This window comes from Francisella adeliensis, assembly GCF_003290445.1.
Taxonomy (GTDB): domain Bacteria; phylum Pseudomonadota; class Gammaproteobacteria; order Francisellales; family Francisellaceae; genus Francisella; species Francisella adeliensis.
In genome coordinates, this window is sequence record NZ_CP021781.1 from 2,039,574 (window position 1) to 2,054,094 (window position 14,521).

Here is a 14,521-nt window from a genome sequence, read left to right on the forward strand (position 1 = left end):
AAGAAAATGAATAAATACAAAAATATTAAAGATAATTTTTCAAATACAAATTCATATACTAAAAATGCTATAGTACAAACAAATGTGAGAGAAAAGCTTATCACTAAATGCCTAAACAACCTGAAAAAAAGAAATATAGAAAGTGTTTTAAATATAGGTGTCAGAGATATAAGCGAGCCTATAGAATTACAAAGTAGATTTTTAGCAAAAAAAATAGATGTTATAGATTTAACTCTCGAAAATATCTCTGAGCAAACTAAAAACAAAAATATTACTTTTCATGAGTTAAATTTTGATAAAGATTTAAATAAACTAACTCAAAAATACGATCTTATATTTTCAAATATGTCTCTTCAATGGAGTAAAGATTTAAATAAGCTACTAGAAACCCTAAACCAAAAGTTAAATGAACAATCTATGTTTGCTTTTAGCACTCTTCTTGAAAAGAATTTTCATGAATTATCAGGTATATTCCGCATTAATAAAATGCTTACAAAAGAGAGCATCCTAAATTTAATGAAAAACAACGGTCTAATATGTCTGCATGAAGAAAGTTATTTTTACAAATTAGATTTTAATTGTTTTAGTGATCTTAGAAATCATTTTAAGTCTACAGGAATCACAACATATACAGGAAAAAACTCTAGCTCTAAGGCCTTTAGTGTTCGTAATCTAATTAAAAATAAGTCTATATATAATTTAACTTACCATGTAGGTATATTTATATGTTATAAAAATAAGGAATTTAAATGAACAAACTATTTATTATAGGGACTGATACAGAAGTTGGTAAAACATTTGTTTCCGTAAACTTAATCAAAGCTTTTAACTATCTCCATATTAATTCAAAGTGTTTGAAACCTGTAGCCTCAGGTAAAAAAGATAATTCTATTTTATGTGAGGATGTTGAAGATATTATTATTGCGCATAATAATGAATACTTACCCAAAGATCTAAACTTATATTCTTTTGATCAGGCTATTGCTCCTCATATAGCAGCAAATTTAAACAATAAACAAATAGATTTAAATCAATTAGAGAAATTTGTAGTAGAAAACTATTCAAAAAACTACGATATATTAATGATTGAAGGTGCTGGTGGTTTACTAACTCCATACTCTAATAAATTAACTCAACTTGATCTAATAAAGAAACTAAATATCCCTGTTTTATTGGTATCTAATATTCAAGTTGGATGTATTAATCATACTCTTTTAACTATTAATGAGCTAAAAAAACATAATATAAAGTGTATAGGCTGGATAGCAAATGAATATAAACAAACTAAATATACAAACGAACAAATAACTACGATTGAAAAATTTTCAAATATGAATTGTTTAACTAAAATTAAAAAAGATGCTAATTATTTAGATTTTATAGAACTTTCTAAAAAACTAATTTCTCCAGAAGAAAATAAAAATTGCTGATTATTTTTTTCTACTATTATTTCTCCTATATCTGATAAACCAACATATTTACAATTTTCTAATTTTTGGTTTCCAACCATTATGGTAAACTTTTTATCTTTTATATAGTTTAATTTTTCATACTCATCTTTAAAAAAGATAAAACCTTTTTTATAAAACAAACCTATATCTTTTTTTATTGTTTCTATGAGTTTAATTAATAATACTGTTCTATCTATATGCTTTGAAGATTCTCGTTTTAATGAAGTCCATTCGCGTTTGATATTATCATTTTTTTGCATATTAACATTTAACCCAAAAGCAATATGCAAAATAGATTCGTTATTGATTTCTCCACTAATATTTATAATGACTCCGGCAATTTTTTTATCATTTATATAAATATCATTTGGCCACTTCAGTTTTACATCAAAATCTAAGTCTTGTAAAACTTTAGCAATACTAATTGCTATAATAAGAGATAGACCTGAAAACTTTGATATATCAAAAGATATATACTCTACAATAGTACAGTATAGATTTTTGCCAAATGGCGATACCCATTCTCGATTAAACCTTCCATAGCCTTTAGTCTGATGCTCAGCTAAAATTATAGTATTTTCTAAAAAACTATTTTGATGCTTTATAGCATAGTTAGATGTTGAGTCTATACTATGGAAATAAATAACATTTTTGTATTTTTCAATAATATTATCAATATCTAATAAATCTAACTTTTCTTGCAACAAATAACCTTTTTTAGTTGAAGATAATATCTCTAGTTGATACTTATCATTTAGTAACTTAATATTTTTAGATATTGCCGCTCTACTTATGTTAAGTTTTTCACCAATTTCTGCACCGCTTATGTATTCATCACTTTTTAAGAAATTAAGTATTTCTAATTGAGTTTGATTCATTACATATTTTCCTTAAGTACTATATCTAGTTATTTTAACATTTTTCAAACTCAAAGTTTTATTGCTTTTATAGTCACTAAAGCCATGTATTTTCTATCATTTATACCAAACTATTTTATTCTATTTAGTGTTATTTTTTATTTTATTTGAGTTGTAATGCACTCTACTGATACTATACAAGTATAATCATAATTGTCTGTTACTATTTTCCCAAGATATTTTAAATATGAAAAAGACTAAATCTTATTGTTTTTAAATTTTACCAAAAAAATACTATTTTTATCATAAAGTATTGTTTTCTTTAATGCTTTAAGGTTTTTACATCTATATATAACTTTTTTTTATATAGACTATAAAAACTATCTATTTAACATTTTAAAGGTTCCATGAGATACTACAATCACAAAAAAAACAATAAATATAAAATCGTCTAAAGGCAATTAAAATGAAAAAATTTATATCTATAATTACACTACTAACTACTGTATTATTTACTACAACAGCTTTTGGTTATAATGTTAATCAAATAAGCACATATAACACAAATATATCTACAGCTGCTCCTATAATGGATTTTAGTTAAACCTCTTATTTATATTCAACACCTATTTCAGCATAATCTTGTTTAGGGTTATATCTATCAAAATCTGCGATATAGGCTCTCTCTCTAGAAATATCATCCCAAATATCTTCCCACTTATCAAAAATAGCATCAGGAACATTTTCAGATAGTTTATAAATTTCATGATTCAAATTTATAACAACAGAATTTAGCCCTAGAGGTGTTTCAAATGATTCATCTACTTCATAGCCTATAAGTAAAGTATAAGGGTCATCACAGTCACCTTCATACTCATAATATACAGATATAATATCTTGTGATAAATTTTTACCTTGTAAATATTCTAAGACTTCACTATTAGAAAATAAATCCCATGCTTGCTCTAAAAGATCTTCTCTATCGTTAGAAACTTTTGTAGATACTCCAACTACTTTCATATTTATATTTATCCTTATAATTTTATTGTTTTAAACTAACCAACCTTTTGAATATGCTATATTTATTTGCTCTTCTACATAGTCCCATAATTTAGGAGCTACTGTTTTTAACATTTCATTTCTTTTTAAAACTTTTTCTTTAACAACTTTATTCTGTGACCAGCTTCCTCCATCATTTTGCATATTTTGAAAAACTGGTGCTGATTTTTCTATTGCTTTTGAATATATAGCTTCTGCAGAAATTGCTTCTTCAAACTCAATCCATAATTTTTTTAGTTCTTGGCTATCTTTTTCTGGTAAGAATGAGAAAATTTTATCTAATGCTTTTAATTCTTTATCATATTGTTCTGATAGGCTTTTATCACTTCCAAAAGCAAATGTATCTCCAGCATAAATCTCAACAATATCATGAATTAATAGCATTTTTATTACTTTTAACATATCTAATTTTTTTATAGAATAATCTTTAAGAGTTAATGCCATCATTGCAACATGCCAACTGTGTTCTGCGGTATTTTCTCTTCTATTATCATCACTTTTTATAAGTGCTCTTCTATAAACACTTTTTAGCTTATCTATTTCTTGTATAAAAGTTATACTTTTTTGTAAATCTGTCATTTTTCTTTTTACCTTGACAAACAAGCAGCATAACTACTTGGTATGTTAAATGGAACTACTTTATTGTATTGCCAGTTTATATCTTGCCAGACTTTATTTATTGTAACATCTCTACCACATCCTGTACGATAATAGCAGTAGCGTTTAGGGTTTTTATGATGGTAGTTTTGATGGTATTTTTCAGCATCGTAAAATTTTGTAGAAGCTAGTATTTGAGTGTAGACTGGTTTATCAACTTTTTTAAACACTTCTTTCAGCTTCCTAGTAACTTCTTCAGCAATTTTCTGTTGTGATTCATTAGTATAATAAATAGCTGACTGATATTGCTTTCCTTTATCACAAAATTGTCCTTTATTATCAGTAGGGTCAATACGACGATAGAAATATTCTACAAGCTCTTTATAGCTTATTTTTTCTGGATTATATATAACTTCTACAGACTCTTTATAGTTTGTAACTCCTGCCGATACAGTTTTATAGTTAGGATTTTTTTTAGTGCCTCCATCGTATCCAGAAACTACTTGTTTAATACCTCCATGGCTAAGGTTTGTATGATTTTGCATATACTGAAAATCTGATTCTAAGCACCAGAAACATCCTCCTGCAAATACAGCTTTTTCATAATGTAAATTACTATCTTTTGAGTAGGCTGAAATAGACAATAATAATGAACTTATAAATATAGTTTTTTTCATATTTTAATCCCTTTGATTAATATACTTAAGTGTTTTGATAAGTAGAATGGTACCTGTAGTAAGGAATCTTTTGATCTACTATAACATCTCCATCTTTATGAGAATTCCAAAACTTTTTATTTAACTTAATAGTTGCTCGATTATATGGTTGAGCTGGTGATGTAAATTCAGTAAATACATAAGGTACTTCTTTATTTGTTTTATCATCTTTTATAAAACTAACCACATATTTAGATCTACTATTTTCACGAGATATCGCCATATTTTCAGACATTTCATAACCTGTTGAATCATATTTACTAGGGTTATATGTGTTATTTAAAAACATTATAGCTTGCTCTCTTGAGTATCCTTTTTTGTCATTGGCAAATTTTGCGACAGAACCATATTAGTGAATGTTCGTAAGATCGTGTTACTCCTGTCCATCAATAGCCTTCGTACATCATCATTTCCATTATATAGAATGTTTTGATGTACAGCTCTATGTAGTTTAGATAGGTTATTATCAATTCTAGGTGGAGTGTCATATATTGAAAACAGTTGACCTATAGATTCAATTACAAAAGTGAAGAGTGACATATTATATGCTCTTACCTTTGAGAATATTCCACCAGTAAATGTACCAACTCTATTATTTACAAAGCATAGGGACAATATTTGTCCTAGATCATCCGTTGTACCACAGTCTCGAATTGCTATTCGCAGTTGACCTGCTCTAGTGCTACCTTTTTTTCCATGAATTCCATCATGATTCCTATTAAGCTCATCCCCTCCATATTGATAAGTAATATCTAGATAATTATCTATACCAACAAGAATTCTATCTTTTAGACTATCAAATATTTCATCATAACAATATAAATAGCACCGTTGATTGGCACGCCTAACATTATGTGCATGACGTGTTAGAATTAAAGGTAATCTTTTAAGTCTTTTATATTCAACCAGTAGCGGATTGGTTATTTCATTTAGTAGTCCAATTTTTAAATATCTATCATTAATTACTGCAGCGTCTATAAGGCTTTGCTGTAAGCTATTACCTACTTGCTCATCCATCGCAATAGAAGAGACTTGACTAATATAATCACAAGGTTTCTGTACTAAAAAACTTAAACTAATCGGAATTGATTTATAAGTTCCAAATGATGTTAAATCACTATCTTCTTTATATATATTACGTATCCAACATATTGGAGCATCTATTCTATCAATACGAGCTCCTCTTTGATTAGCATTATTTAAACTTTTTCTTAAAAGGTTAATACATTGTGGATCAGTTTGTGCAAATTCTACAATAAATCTTTCACCTCTAATAGTTATTGCATATAAATCGACCGTGGTTCTAGTTTCAAGAGTTGAATGATAAGTGTCATAAGATCTATTTAAGTCTTCCAGACTATTGCATAATTCATCCCAGATATTATTAGTGAAATTTTGGCCAATAGCGGGCCTAGGGTTTTGGTACCCTCTGTAGGATTTTTGTACCTCAGTATTACCAATTTGAGATAAATTCAGATGTCTATTAATGCCCTCATCATCTTGTATTGATTGTATATAAACAGATTTTCTATTTTGAAGAGGTCGAATGTATTGCCTCTCTTTACCATATTGCTCTGATATATCACTTTTATGGATTCGTTGTCTTAGTGCATAGGGCCATAGAAAATGTCGTAGCTTTCGTGATAAATCATCAGGGTTAGCTGCAAATTTAATATGAACATCCATTATATTGCCTTCTAGGATCTGATTAGTGTTTTTCATATGAGTAAAAAAATTTTCTAGTTTTTCTTCTAATGCATGATCCACTAGACACTCCATTATGTATCCTACGTGCCTATTTCGCGAGCTCATCTCCTTTCATAAAACCAGTAGTTGGTTTTCCTCTGATTTGACATCGAAACCCTACATGCGCACGCCACATTGACTCACTGCTTGACTTATACCATAACCTAGGCTTTTTACCTTGTATGTTTGGTTTTTCGTAATAACCAAACACTAGAGGATATTCATTACTTATTATTGCGTAACAGAAAGAAAAAGGATGGCCATTAATATTAATAGTTTCACGACTCTGAGCTGCTCCATTCACCCAATTGTATAGTTTTTCTAACATATTAGAATATCCTTATATTGTTTTATTAGCTAGATTGTATTCTGAAAGTTTTAAAATAGTTGAAAGAGAGTCCCAAATGTAGTTTATCAGGTTTTGACGAACTTAAATAAACAAAAGGAACTAAGAATGGCAAATAGACATTTAACTCTTTCGCACTAATTTTGACTAATATCCACTAAAACATTCCATATTATTAGATAATAACATACAAACATTATGTATCTGTTACATATGATGATTTATTGGGTATGTTCAAACTCTTATTATTTGAAAGCTGGGAGCATATGCTGGTTCATTTATTATAAAATAATGGTATTGACCCACCACAAATAGTGTAAGTTATCATTCCTTCATTTGGTTGGAGTAGGATTACTGTATCTATTAGAAAATAAAGCTTAAATATTTCAACATTGTAGACATATTATCAATAGAGTCATTGTAAGAAAGATCAAATTTTTTATAGTCTGGACAAAAATCTACTTTATTATATTGATCATCATAAATATACTTCCAGAACTCAATAACAAAATCATGGCATCCATATGCAAAATCTTTAGTAAGTTCCTTATATGGTTGGTTATGATTTCATGCTATTTTTTTAATACTTTTCGTACTTCATTATCTTGATTACATTCACAGTTCATCACAATACTTATTACTGATATAATAGGCACATATTATGTAATACTAATGTCTATATTACAATTAGCACTCCATCGAAAATCAAAGATTTATTTCAAAAGAGTAAGGCTTGGCTCAAATACTATGAAGCCAATAAGCACAATATTCGTGATGCTGAAGTAGAAAATGTAGTGAAAATAACGGGGTGTGGGTTGCAAGTATGTGGATTCATCCTTTACAGATGTTCAAATAGAACTTGCATGCATACAAAAAGAATTTGTTTTTCCTGTAACTCTAGATCATGCCCTACATGTGGCAAAAGAGCTATTGATCACTGGGCTGAGAAATCGCCTAACCTATTCCCAGATTGCACATACCAACATATAACTTTTACTATGCCAGATGTATTGTAGCACGTCTTTAAGGATAATAGGGAATCTCTTAACATACTTATGAAAGCTGCTGTAGATACTCTTCTTAGGTTTGCTAAAAAGAAAAGTATTACTATCGGTGCTTTCGCAGCTTTACACACTAATGGAAGACAAATGACATGGAACATGCATATGCATGTATCTGCTACTATGGGAGGGTTAGTTAATGATGGTTACAAAAATATAACAAAAGAAACTCTTACTGCTCAATATGAAAGACCATGGATTGTCCATTTTGAAAAGCCTACTAAAGACTACAAACACACTATTGCATACATTGGTAGGTATACTAAAAAGCCTCCTATAGCTATGTCAAAGATAAAATATTTTGATAGTAAAAAAGTTACTTTTGAGTTCTTAAATCATCGAACTAAGAAGTATAATAAAACAACAATTACTATAGATGAGTTCTTTGATAGGTTTATACAGCATATACCAGAAAAGTTCTTTAGAATGACTAGATATTATGGATTATTTGCTAATGCTGTAAGAGGCAAAACCCTGCCTAAGCTATTCAAAATATTTAATCAACAGCTAAAAGATGTAACTCTGACCACACTCCAACAGTTATCAATATTTTCTTTTGGATATGATCCGTTTAAATGCATATTGTGTGGTAATCAAATGGTAGCATCAACATTAGTTACGGGTAAAAGAATAGGTCAACTCATAGTTTGTCATGAGCAATTAGCTAGCAGAAAATGAATGCCTGCATAGGTCTACAGGGATTAGTGTATCTATACATCTAAAAACAGTCTTTTTTACTCAATAAACCTCTAAAAAGAAACTTTAAAGTATTTTAAAAAACGCTTCCAACATGACAAGATACAGGAAACATTTATTATAATTTTTATTAGGTAATTTTGAAGTGAGAATCTCTCATCAGAAAATATTGAAATTATTCTACTTTAAATTATCCTCTAATAGTTTATTAAAGAAGCTATAACAATCACCACTTTTTATTTTTTTAATAACTTTTTTTGTATTATTTTTTAAGTTAGAATTGTTATATAATTTCATCATTAATGCTATGTTTATGGCAACAGCATAATTATGAGGATCTGGCGCATTTCCTTTTAATATATTCTCTATTATTATTTTATTTTCAGAAGGAGTACCTCCTTTCAAACTATCTAGTGAATATCTACTTATTCCAAAGTCTTCAGGTTCTAGTATATATTCTGTTATATTTCCGTTTTCAATTTCAGCAACAAAAGTCTTATCATGAATAGCCACTTCATCAAGACCACTCCCATAAACAACTATTGCTCTTTTCATACCCAACTGAATTAAGGTTTTTGCCATTGGCAAAATTAATTCTTCCGAATATACTCCAATAAGTGCTTTATTTGGACGAGATGGATTTATTAGAGGTCCTAATATATTAAATATGGTTCTAGTTTTTAATATTGAACGAGCCTTCTTAATATATTTAAAACCATCATTATAGAAGGGTGCATATAAAAACCCTATATTATAAGTATTTATAGAACAACTTGTTTCTTGTGGAGATGCTTCAATATTTACACCAAAAGATTCCAGTAAATCAAAAGATCCTGATTTACTGGATACACTTCTGCTTCCATGTTTAGCTACCTTGTATCCTGATGCTGCTGTTACTATTGCTGCTGTAGTTGATATATTAAAAGTGTTTGAACCATCTCCTCCTGTACCAACAATATCTACCATATCATAACTTCTTTGAGGAAAAGCTTTTGAATTTGATAGTAGAGCTTTTGCTGCTGCTGCTATTTCTGTAGGTGTTTCTTTTTTTATTTTTAATGCTATTAAGATACTTGTTTGAAGTTCTAAAGGTATATTTCCATTTATAAATTCTTCAAATAGTTTATAACCTTCATCATAATCTAAGTTTTTTTGATCATAGAGTTTATGAGCTATTTTTTGAATATCTATCATTTGTAAACCCATTCTATAATATTACTTAAAAGTTTTGATCCTTCTATAGTCATAATAGATTCTGGATGAAACTGTAATCCACATATCTTGTTTTTATCATCTACTACTGCCATAACCAGATCATTTACTTCCGCTATAACTTCTAGCTCATCAGGAACTTTTATAGCTATTAAAGAATGATATCTTGCAACAGCCAAAGGAGATGATAAGTTTTTAAATATATCATGCTTAATATATTTTATATAAGCAATCTTACCATGAACAATTTCATTAGAGTGAGATATTATCCCTCCATAAGATTCTACTATAGCTTGATGACCTAAACATATTCCTAATATTGGTACCTTCCCTTTTAATTGAGAAACCAATTTTACTATACAGCCTGCTTGTGATGGGTTTCCAGGTCCAGGTGATATTACAACTATAGGGTTATCTTTATTAAATATTTTTTTTATTAAAATATCTAAATTAATTGTATTACGATAAACTTCTACAGTATGACCTTGCGTTTTAAATTCGTTTACAAGGTTATAAGAAAAAGAGTCAAAATTATCTATAAAAATTATATTAGCCATTTATATCACTCTCCATGCACATTTTTTATAGCTGTTATTACTGCTTGAGCTTTAGTTCTTGTTTCATCAGCTTCTGCTATTGGTATAGAGTCTAAAACTACTCCAGCTCCTGCTTGAACCTCTGCCACTTCATTTTCTACATATGCTGAGCGAATAACTATACAACTATCAAGATCTCCTAATCCGTTTAAATAACCTACTGCTCCTCCATAACCACCTCGAGTCTGTTTTTCAACTTTTGAAATAAGTTGCATAGCTTTTATTTTAGGGGCTCCTGTAAGTGTTCCCATATTCATCGAAGCTTGATAAGCATGTAAAGCATCTAAACCTTCTTCAAGTTGACCCACAACTCTTGAAACTAAATGCATCACATGACTATATCTGTCTACTTTCAATAAATCAGCTAAATATCTTGTCCCTGGTTTAGAAATTCTAGCAACATCATTTCTTGCTAAGTCTACAAGCATCATATGTTCAGCATTTTCTTTTGTGTCTAATCTTAACTCTAGTTCAATACGACTATCTAAATCGTGATCTATAGTATTGTCAAGATTTTTGCCTCGTTTGCGTGTACCTGCAATTGGATATATTTCAACTTGATTAGTTTCTTTTTCATATTTTAATGCACTTTCTGGTGAAGCTCCAAATAGTATAAAATCCTCATCTTGCATGTAAAACATATATGGGCTTGGGTTTGTCCTTTTAAGTTCCTTATAAACTGCTAAAGAATTTTGACATGGCAAATAAAAGCTCCTTGATGGAACAACTTGAAAAACATCCCCATCAATAATGTGTGATTTCATGTAATCTACTACATTACAGTATTCTTTATCATCTATTGAAACTGTAGGCTCAAGATCTTTAAATTTCCTGATATCTGCTTTAATATTTTTATTTATATTTTTTATATTAAATAGAATATCTTTATTTAATTTATCTACTAAAGATTCATTAAAACAGTTAGTTTGAATATAACTTTTTTGTTGTTGATGATCACTAATAAGAATATTTTCAGCCAAATAAAATACATAATCAGGACAATTATTTTTACGTTCAACTTTCCCTATATCTTCAAAGCTGCCAACAACATCATATGCAAATAACCCAGCTAAAAAAACACTAAAACTATTAGTTATTTCAAAACTATCTCTAAATATTCTTAATACATCAAAAATTGATTCTTTCTTTAGGTTTTGAAACTCACTTGAATCTGAATCTGTTTTATTTTTAATTGTTAAAACAATTTGATTATCGGTTTCTTTATATAAGTCGTATTTTTTAAAGTCTTCTGATATTGATCTAATAGCACTTAATCCATTGATAGATAATGCTTTAATGTATATTTTATTAGCTATACAAGATATTCTAACAGCACTTGATAACACAAGAATACTTTTAAGTTTATCTTTTGTATTTATCTCAGCTGATTCTAAAAGGATTGTATTTTTTTTATCATTACATAAATTAGCAAAACATTTATTTAAATCTTCTTGATAATCTATTTTATGTATATACGAAGCTAAAAAACCTTTTTTTTGATCAAACATTTTTTCACCTATTTTTTTCACCAAATATTTCTTTTATTCTAAATGAACAGTCTTTTAAAGCATTAGAACACCTTGTAACTGTACATATACTAATTCCTAGCTCTTTAGAAATTTCTCTTTGTGTTTTATTTTTTCTAATCAGTTCTTTTGTTAATAAAACTCTTTTATTTAATTGCTCTTTTTCTTCTTTAGTTAGTAAAAAATCACAAATAATATCTATATCTTCAGGATTTTTATTTTTTGATAATATTTTTATTAGTTCTTGCCAACCATTATTAGATCTAGACATATTGATATAAGTATATTTTTTATTATTGTAATGTTACACAAGTACAAATAAGATATCAATATAATATATTGATCATAACTTTTATAAAATATAAAACTTGGGATTTAAAAAGAATTAAATTAAGGTTTAGAGGCATTATATCAGAGATAAAAAAGGGAAAACTGAAAGTAATAACTAAACCTTAAAAGAATATGGCGGAATGGACGGGACTCGAACCCGCGACCCCCTGCGTGACAGGCAGGTATTCTAACCAAACTGAACTACCACTCCGTTGTATGGTGCCGACTACCGGAATCGAACTGGTCACCTACTGATTACAAGTCAGTTGCTCTACCAAATGAGCTAAGTCGGCACTACATGGATGTATTATAGTCATATTTAGATAACTGTCAATAATTAATTAGTAAAAAATATTAATTTAGTGGGATAATGTCGTATTGATTATATAAATGTGCTTTTTCTATCTTCAAATGAATATTTTTTTCAAGTTCTAATTCTAATTCTGCAAGCCATACTGATTCTTCTTTTTCTATATACTTGATAACATCTTCAGAAGAAATTAGTAAAAAATTATTATAATTTGGATAGTTTCTAGCTTCAGACTGTATTTCTCTAAAAAGATCATAACAAATAGTTTGAAGTGTTTTTATAGTGCCTTTTCCATTACAACTTTTGCATGGTTGACATAAAGTCCTCGATAAACTCTCATAAACTCTCTTACGCGTCATTTCTACTAAACCTAGCTCAGATATATCACTGACCGTAGTTTTTGCCTTGTCGAGCTCTAATTCCTTCTTTAAAGCTGTTAAAACTTGTGCTTTATTATTTTCATCCATCATATCTATAAAATCAATAATAATGATTCCACCTAAATTACGTAATCTCAGTTGTTTAGCTATTTCTTTTGTGGCTTCTAAATTTGTTTTAAAAATAGTTTCTTCAAGATTTTTAGTTCCTGTAAAACCCCCAGTGTTTATGTCTATCGTTATCATAGCTTCTGTTTGTTCTATAATCAGATAACCACCAGATTTTAAATAAACATTTTTTTCTAATGCTTTGTTTATTTCTTTTTCTATATCATATTGTTCAAAAATATTAGATTTTTGATAATGTTCTACTTTATCTCTTAAACCAGGTATATATTTATCTGCAAATTGACAAATTTCTTTATAAGAATCTAAATTATCAACTAAAATTTTACTTGGATTATCATTAGCAAAAATATTTATAGTTTTTACAATTAAATTTAAATCTTCATATACTATTCCTGGTTTTACAATAGTACTTGATGTATCTAAAATATCTTGCCAAAGATTATTTAAAAATTTGATATCTGTTTCAATTTCTTCAAAAGTAGCACCTTCTGCAGCAGTTCTTAATATATATCCTCTAGGTTTTTCTGTAACAGTTATTTTTTTTATTATTTCTTGTAACCTATTTTTTTCATCATCTTTTGAAATTCTTAAAGATATACCAATATGATCTAAATCTGGTAAAAATACCAAAAATCTTGAAGATACAGATAAATGACAAGTTAATTTAACTCCTTTATTTCCAATACTTTCTTTAACAATTTGTACTAATACTTCTTGCCCAGCTCTAAGCCATTTATTAATATCTTCTTTATTTAACTTATTTAATCTAAAATCATTATCTTCATCATCTCGTTCTAAAGGTAAAACTTCAGATAAATGTAAAAAACCTGCTTTTTCTAAACCTATATCTACAAAAGCTGCTTGCATTCCAGGAAGTACTTTTATTATTTTACCTTTATAAATATTACCTACAACTCGCTTTTGATTATCTCTTTCTATAAAAATTTCTTTAAGATTGTTATTTTCTTTTATAGCTATTCTATTTTCATAAGAGTTTATATTTAAAAATATTTCTGTATTAAAAGACATTTTTGAAAACCTTTTTAAATTTGTTAACATTTATTATATAGAAAAATATTTTTTTCTCTAAAAAGCTTTTATAAAACACTTTCTTTATTTATATAAAGTATTTCTTTTCTTTTTATATTATTATTTGTTACTGAGCATATTAGTTGTGGATTCTTTAATGAGAACATTTTAAATAAAGGGTTTTAGGTATTTAACAAAAGAAGTATAAGGATGTAAAAAAGAGGTAAAAAGAACCTTAATAAAAATGTGAATAAAAAGCCACCATATTTATCAACATATTTATTAACAGATTTGTGGATATGTTTATAAACAAGTGATATAACAAAAAATAAACATATTAATTAACAGAATTATCCACAGGTTGTAGTAAAGACGTTTGCTTATTCTTTTTTATTCTTTTAAAATTCATTCAACTTAATAATTTAATCTGACTTTTGTGAGGCAAATCTCATGGAATAAGGTTTTACAATCTATTGATAAGCT

The 14,521-nt window shown here is 28.1% G+C and carries 17 protein-coding genes and 2 tRNA genes; 5 read left to right on the top strand and 14 right to left on the bottom strand.

All coding sequences use genetic code 11. The features are described 5' to 3' along the window. The first annotated feature begins 6 nt into the window (after positions 1-6). Positions 7-753 (top strand): methyltransferase domain-containing protein, encoded by a 747-nt coding sequence (locus CDH04_RS09715; RefSeq protein WP_112870828.1) that lies wholly within the window; start codon positions 7-9, stop codon positions 751-753. Continuing rightward, positions 750-1,430, top strand: a complete 681-nt coding sequence (gene bioD, locus CDH04_RS09720) for a dethiobiotin synthase (protein ID WP_112870829.1) — start codon at positions 750-752, stop codon at positions 1,428-1,430. The genes CDH04_RS09715 and bioD overlap by 4 nt, the downstream gene beginning before the upstream one ends. Here the strand turns inward: bioD and CDH04_RS09725 are convergent. Beyond that, positions 1,367-2,329, bottom strand: coding sequence for a biotin--[acetyl-CoA-carboxylase] ligase (locus tag CDH04_RS09725; RefSeq protein WP_112870830.1), 963 nt, complete (start codon positions 2,327-2,329; stop codon positions 1,367-1,369). The two genes, bioD and CDH04_RS09725, sit on opposite strands and share 64 nt — an antisense overlap. Positions 2,330-2,774: 445 nt before the next feature. On the opposite strand from CDH04_RS09725, the gene CDH04_RS09845 reads away from it, so the two are divergent. Beyond that, the gene (locus CDH04_RS09845; RefSeq protein WP_162699239.1) at positions 2,775-2,912 is read left to right on the top strand and encodes a hypothetical protein; all 138 of its coding nucleotides are present in this window, start codon (positions 2,775-2,777) and stop codon (positions 2,910-2,912) included. A 5-nt stretch (positions 2,913-2,917) separates the two neighbouring features. On the opposite strand, the gene CDH04_RS09730 is transcribed toward CDH04_RS09845, so the two are convergent. The 6 genes from CDH04_RS09730 to CDH04_RS09755 are packed head-to-tail and all read right to left on the bottom strand — an operon-like array spanning position 2,918 to position 6,754. After that, positions 2,918-3,328, bottom strand: a complete 411-nt coding sequence (locus tag CDH04_RS09730; RefSeq protein WP_112870831.1) for a GyrI-like domain-containing protein — start codon at positions 3,326-3,328, stop codon at positions 2,918-2,920. Positions 3,329-3,358: 30 nt separating this feature from the next. Next, a complete protein-coding gene (locus tag CDH04_RS09735) occupies positions 3,359-3,946 on the bottom strand; it encodes an HD domain-containing protein (RefSeq protein ID WP_112870832.1) in 588 nt (195 codons plus the stop codon). A gap of 8 nt (positions 3,947-3,954) precedes the next feature. After that, entirely contained in the window at positions 3,955-4,641 is a 687-nt protein-coding gene (msrA, locus tag CDH04_RS09740) for a peptide-methionine (S)-S-oxide reductase MsrA (protein WP_112870833.1), read from the bottom strand. Between the two features lie 25 nt (positions 4,642-4,666). Then, positions 4,667-4,969, bottom strand: coding sequence for a hypothetical protein (locus CDH04_RS09745; RefSeq protein WP_112870834.1), 303 nt, complete (start codon positions 4,967-4,969; stop codon positions 4,667-4,669). Beyond that, positions 4,969-6,459 (bottom strand): hypothetical protein, encoded by a 1,491-nt coding sequence (locus tag CDH04_RS09750; RefSeq protein ID WP_112870835.1) that lies wholly within the window; start codon positions 6,457-6,459, stop codon positions 4,969-4,971. Before CDH04_RS09750 ends, CDH04_RS09745 begins: the two co-directional genes overlap by 1 nt. A 16-nt stretch (positions 6,460-6,475) precedes the next feature. Next, a complete protein-coding gene (locus tag CDH04_RS09755) occupies positions 6,476-6,754 on the bottom strand; it encodes a hypothetical protein (RefSeq protein WP_112870836.1) in 279 nt (92 codons plus the stop codon). A gap of 722 nt (positions 6,755-7,476) precedes the next feature. Here CDH04_RS09755 and CDH04_RS10160 point away from each other — a divergent pair. After that, on the top strand, positions 7,477-7,788 hold the full coding sequence (locus CDH04_RS10160) for a transposase zinc-binding domain-containing protein (protein ID WP_409254769.1): 312 nt from the start codon (positions 7,477-7,479) through the stop codon (positions 7,786-7,788). Between the two features lie 39 nt (positions 7,789-7,827). Continuing rightward, positions 7,828-8,511, top strand: a complete 684-nt coding sequence (locus CDH04_RS09765; RefSeq protein ID WP_112870838.1) for a transposase — start codon at positions 7,828-7,830, stop codon at positions 8,509-8,511. A 198-nt stretch (positions 8,512-8,709) separates the two neighbouring features. On the opposite strand, the gene trpD is transcribed toward CDH04_RS09765, so the two are convergent. The 7 genes from trpD to CDH04_RS09800 all read right to left on the bottom strand — a co-directional run bounded on the left by trpD (position 8,710) and on the right by CDH04_RS09800 (position 14,038). Next, positions 8,710-9,723: an anthranilate phosphoribosyltransferase gene (gene trpD / locus CDH04_RS09770; RefSeq protein WP_162699240.1), complete on the bottom strand. Its 1,014-nt coding sequence runs from the start codon at positions 9,721-9,723 to the stop codon at positions 8,710-8,712. After that, positions 9,720-10,298 (bottom strand): aminodeoxychorismate/anthranilate synthase component II, encoded by a 579-nt coding sequence (locus CDH04_RS09775; RefSeq protein WP_112870840.1) that lies wholly within the window; start codon positions 10,296-10,298, stop codon positions 9,720-9,722. Before CDH04_RS09775 ends, trpD begins: the two co-directional genes overlap by 4 nt. A 5-nt stretch (positions 10,299-10,303) precedes the next feature. Further along, positions 10,304-11,845 carry an anthranilate synthase component 1 gene (locus CDH04_RS09780; RefSeq protein ID WP_112870950.1) on the bottom strand — a complete coding sequence of 514 codons (1,542 nt, stop codon included), beginning with the start codon at positions 11,843-11,845 and terminating at the stop codon, positions 10,304-10,306. 4 nt (positions 11,846-11,849) lie between these two features. Continuing rightward, positions 11,850-12,134 carry a trp operon repressor gene (trpR, locus tag CDH04_RS09785; RefSeq protein WP_112870841.1) on the bottom strand — a complete coding sequence of 95 codons (285 nt, stop codon included), beginning with the start codon at positions 12,132-12,134 and terminating at the stop codon, positions 11,850-11,852. A gap of 192 nt (positions 12,135-12,326) precedes the next feature. Then, positions 12,327-12,404: transfer RNA gene (locus CDH04_RS09790), tRNA-Asp, on the bottom strand. A 6-nt stretch (positions 12,405-12,410) separates the two neighbouring features. Further along, a tRNA-Thr gene (locus CDH04_RS09795) sits at positions 12,411-12,486 on the bottom strand. A gap of 61 nt (positions 12,487-12,547) precedes the next feature. Next, the gene (locus CDH04_RS09800; protein ID WP_112870842.1) at positions 12,548-14,038 is read right to left on the bottom strand and encodes an Rne/Rng family ribonuclease; all 1,491 of its coding nucleotides are present in this window, start codon (positions 14,036-14,038) and stop codon (positions 12,548-12,550) included. Between the last annotated feature and the right edge of the window lie 483 nt (positions 14,039-14,521).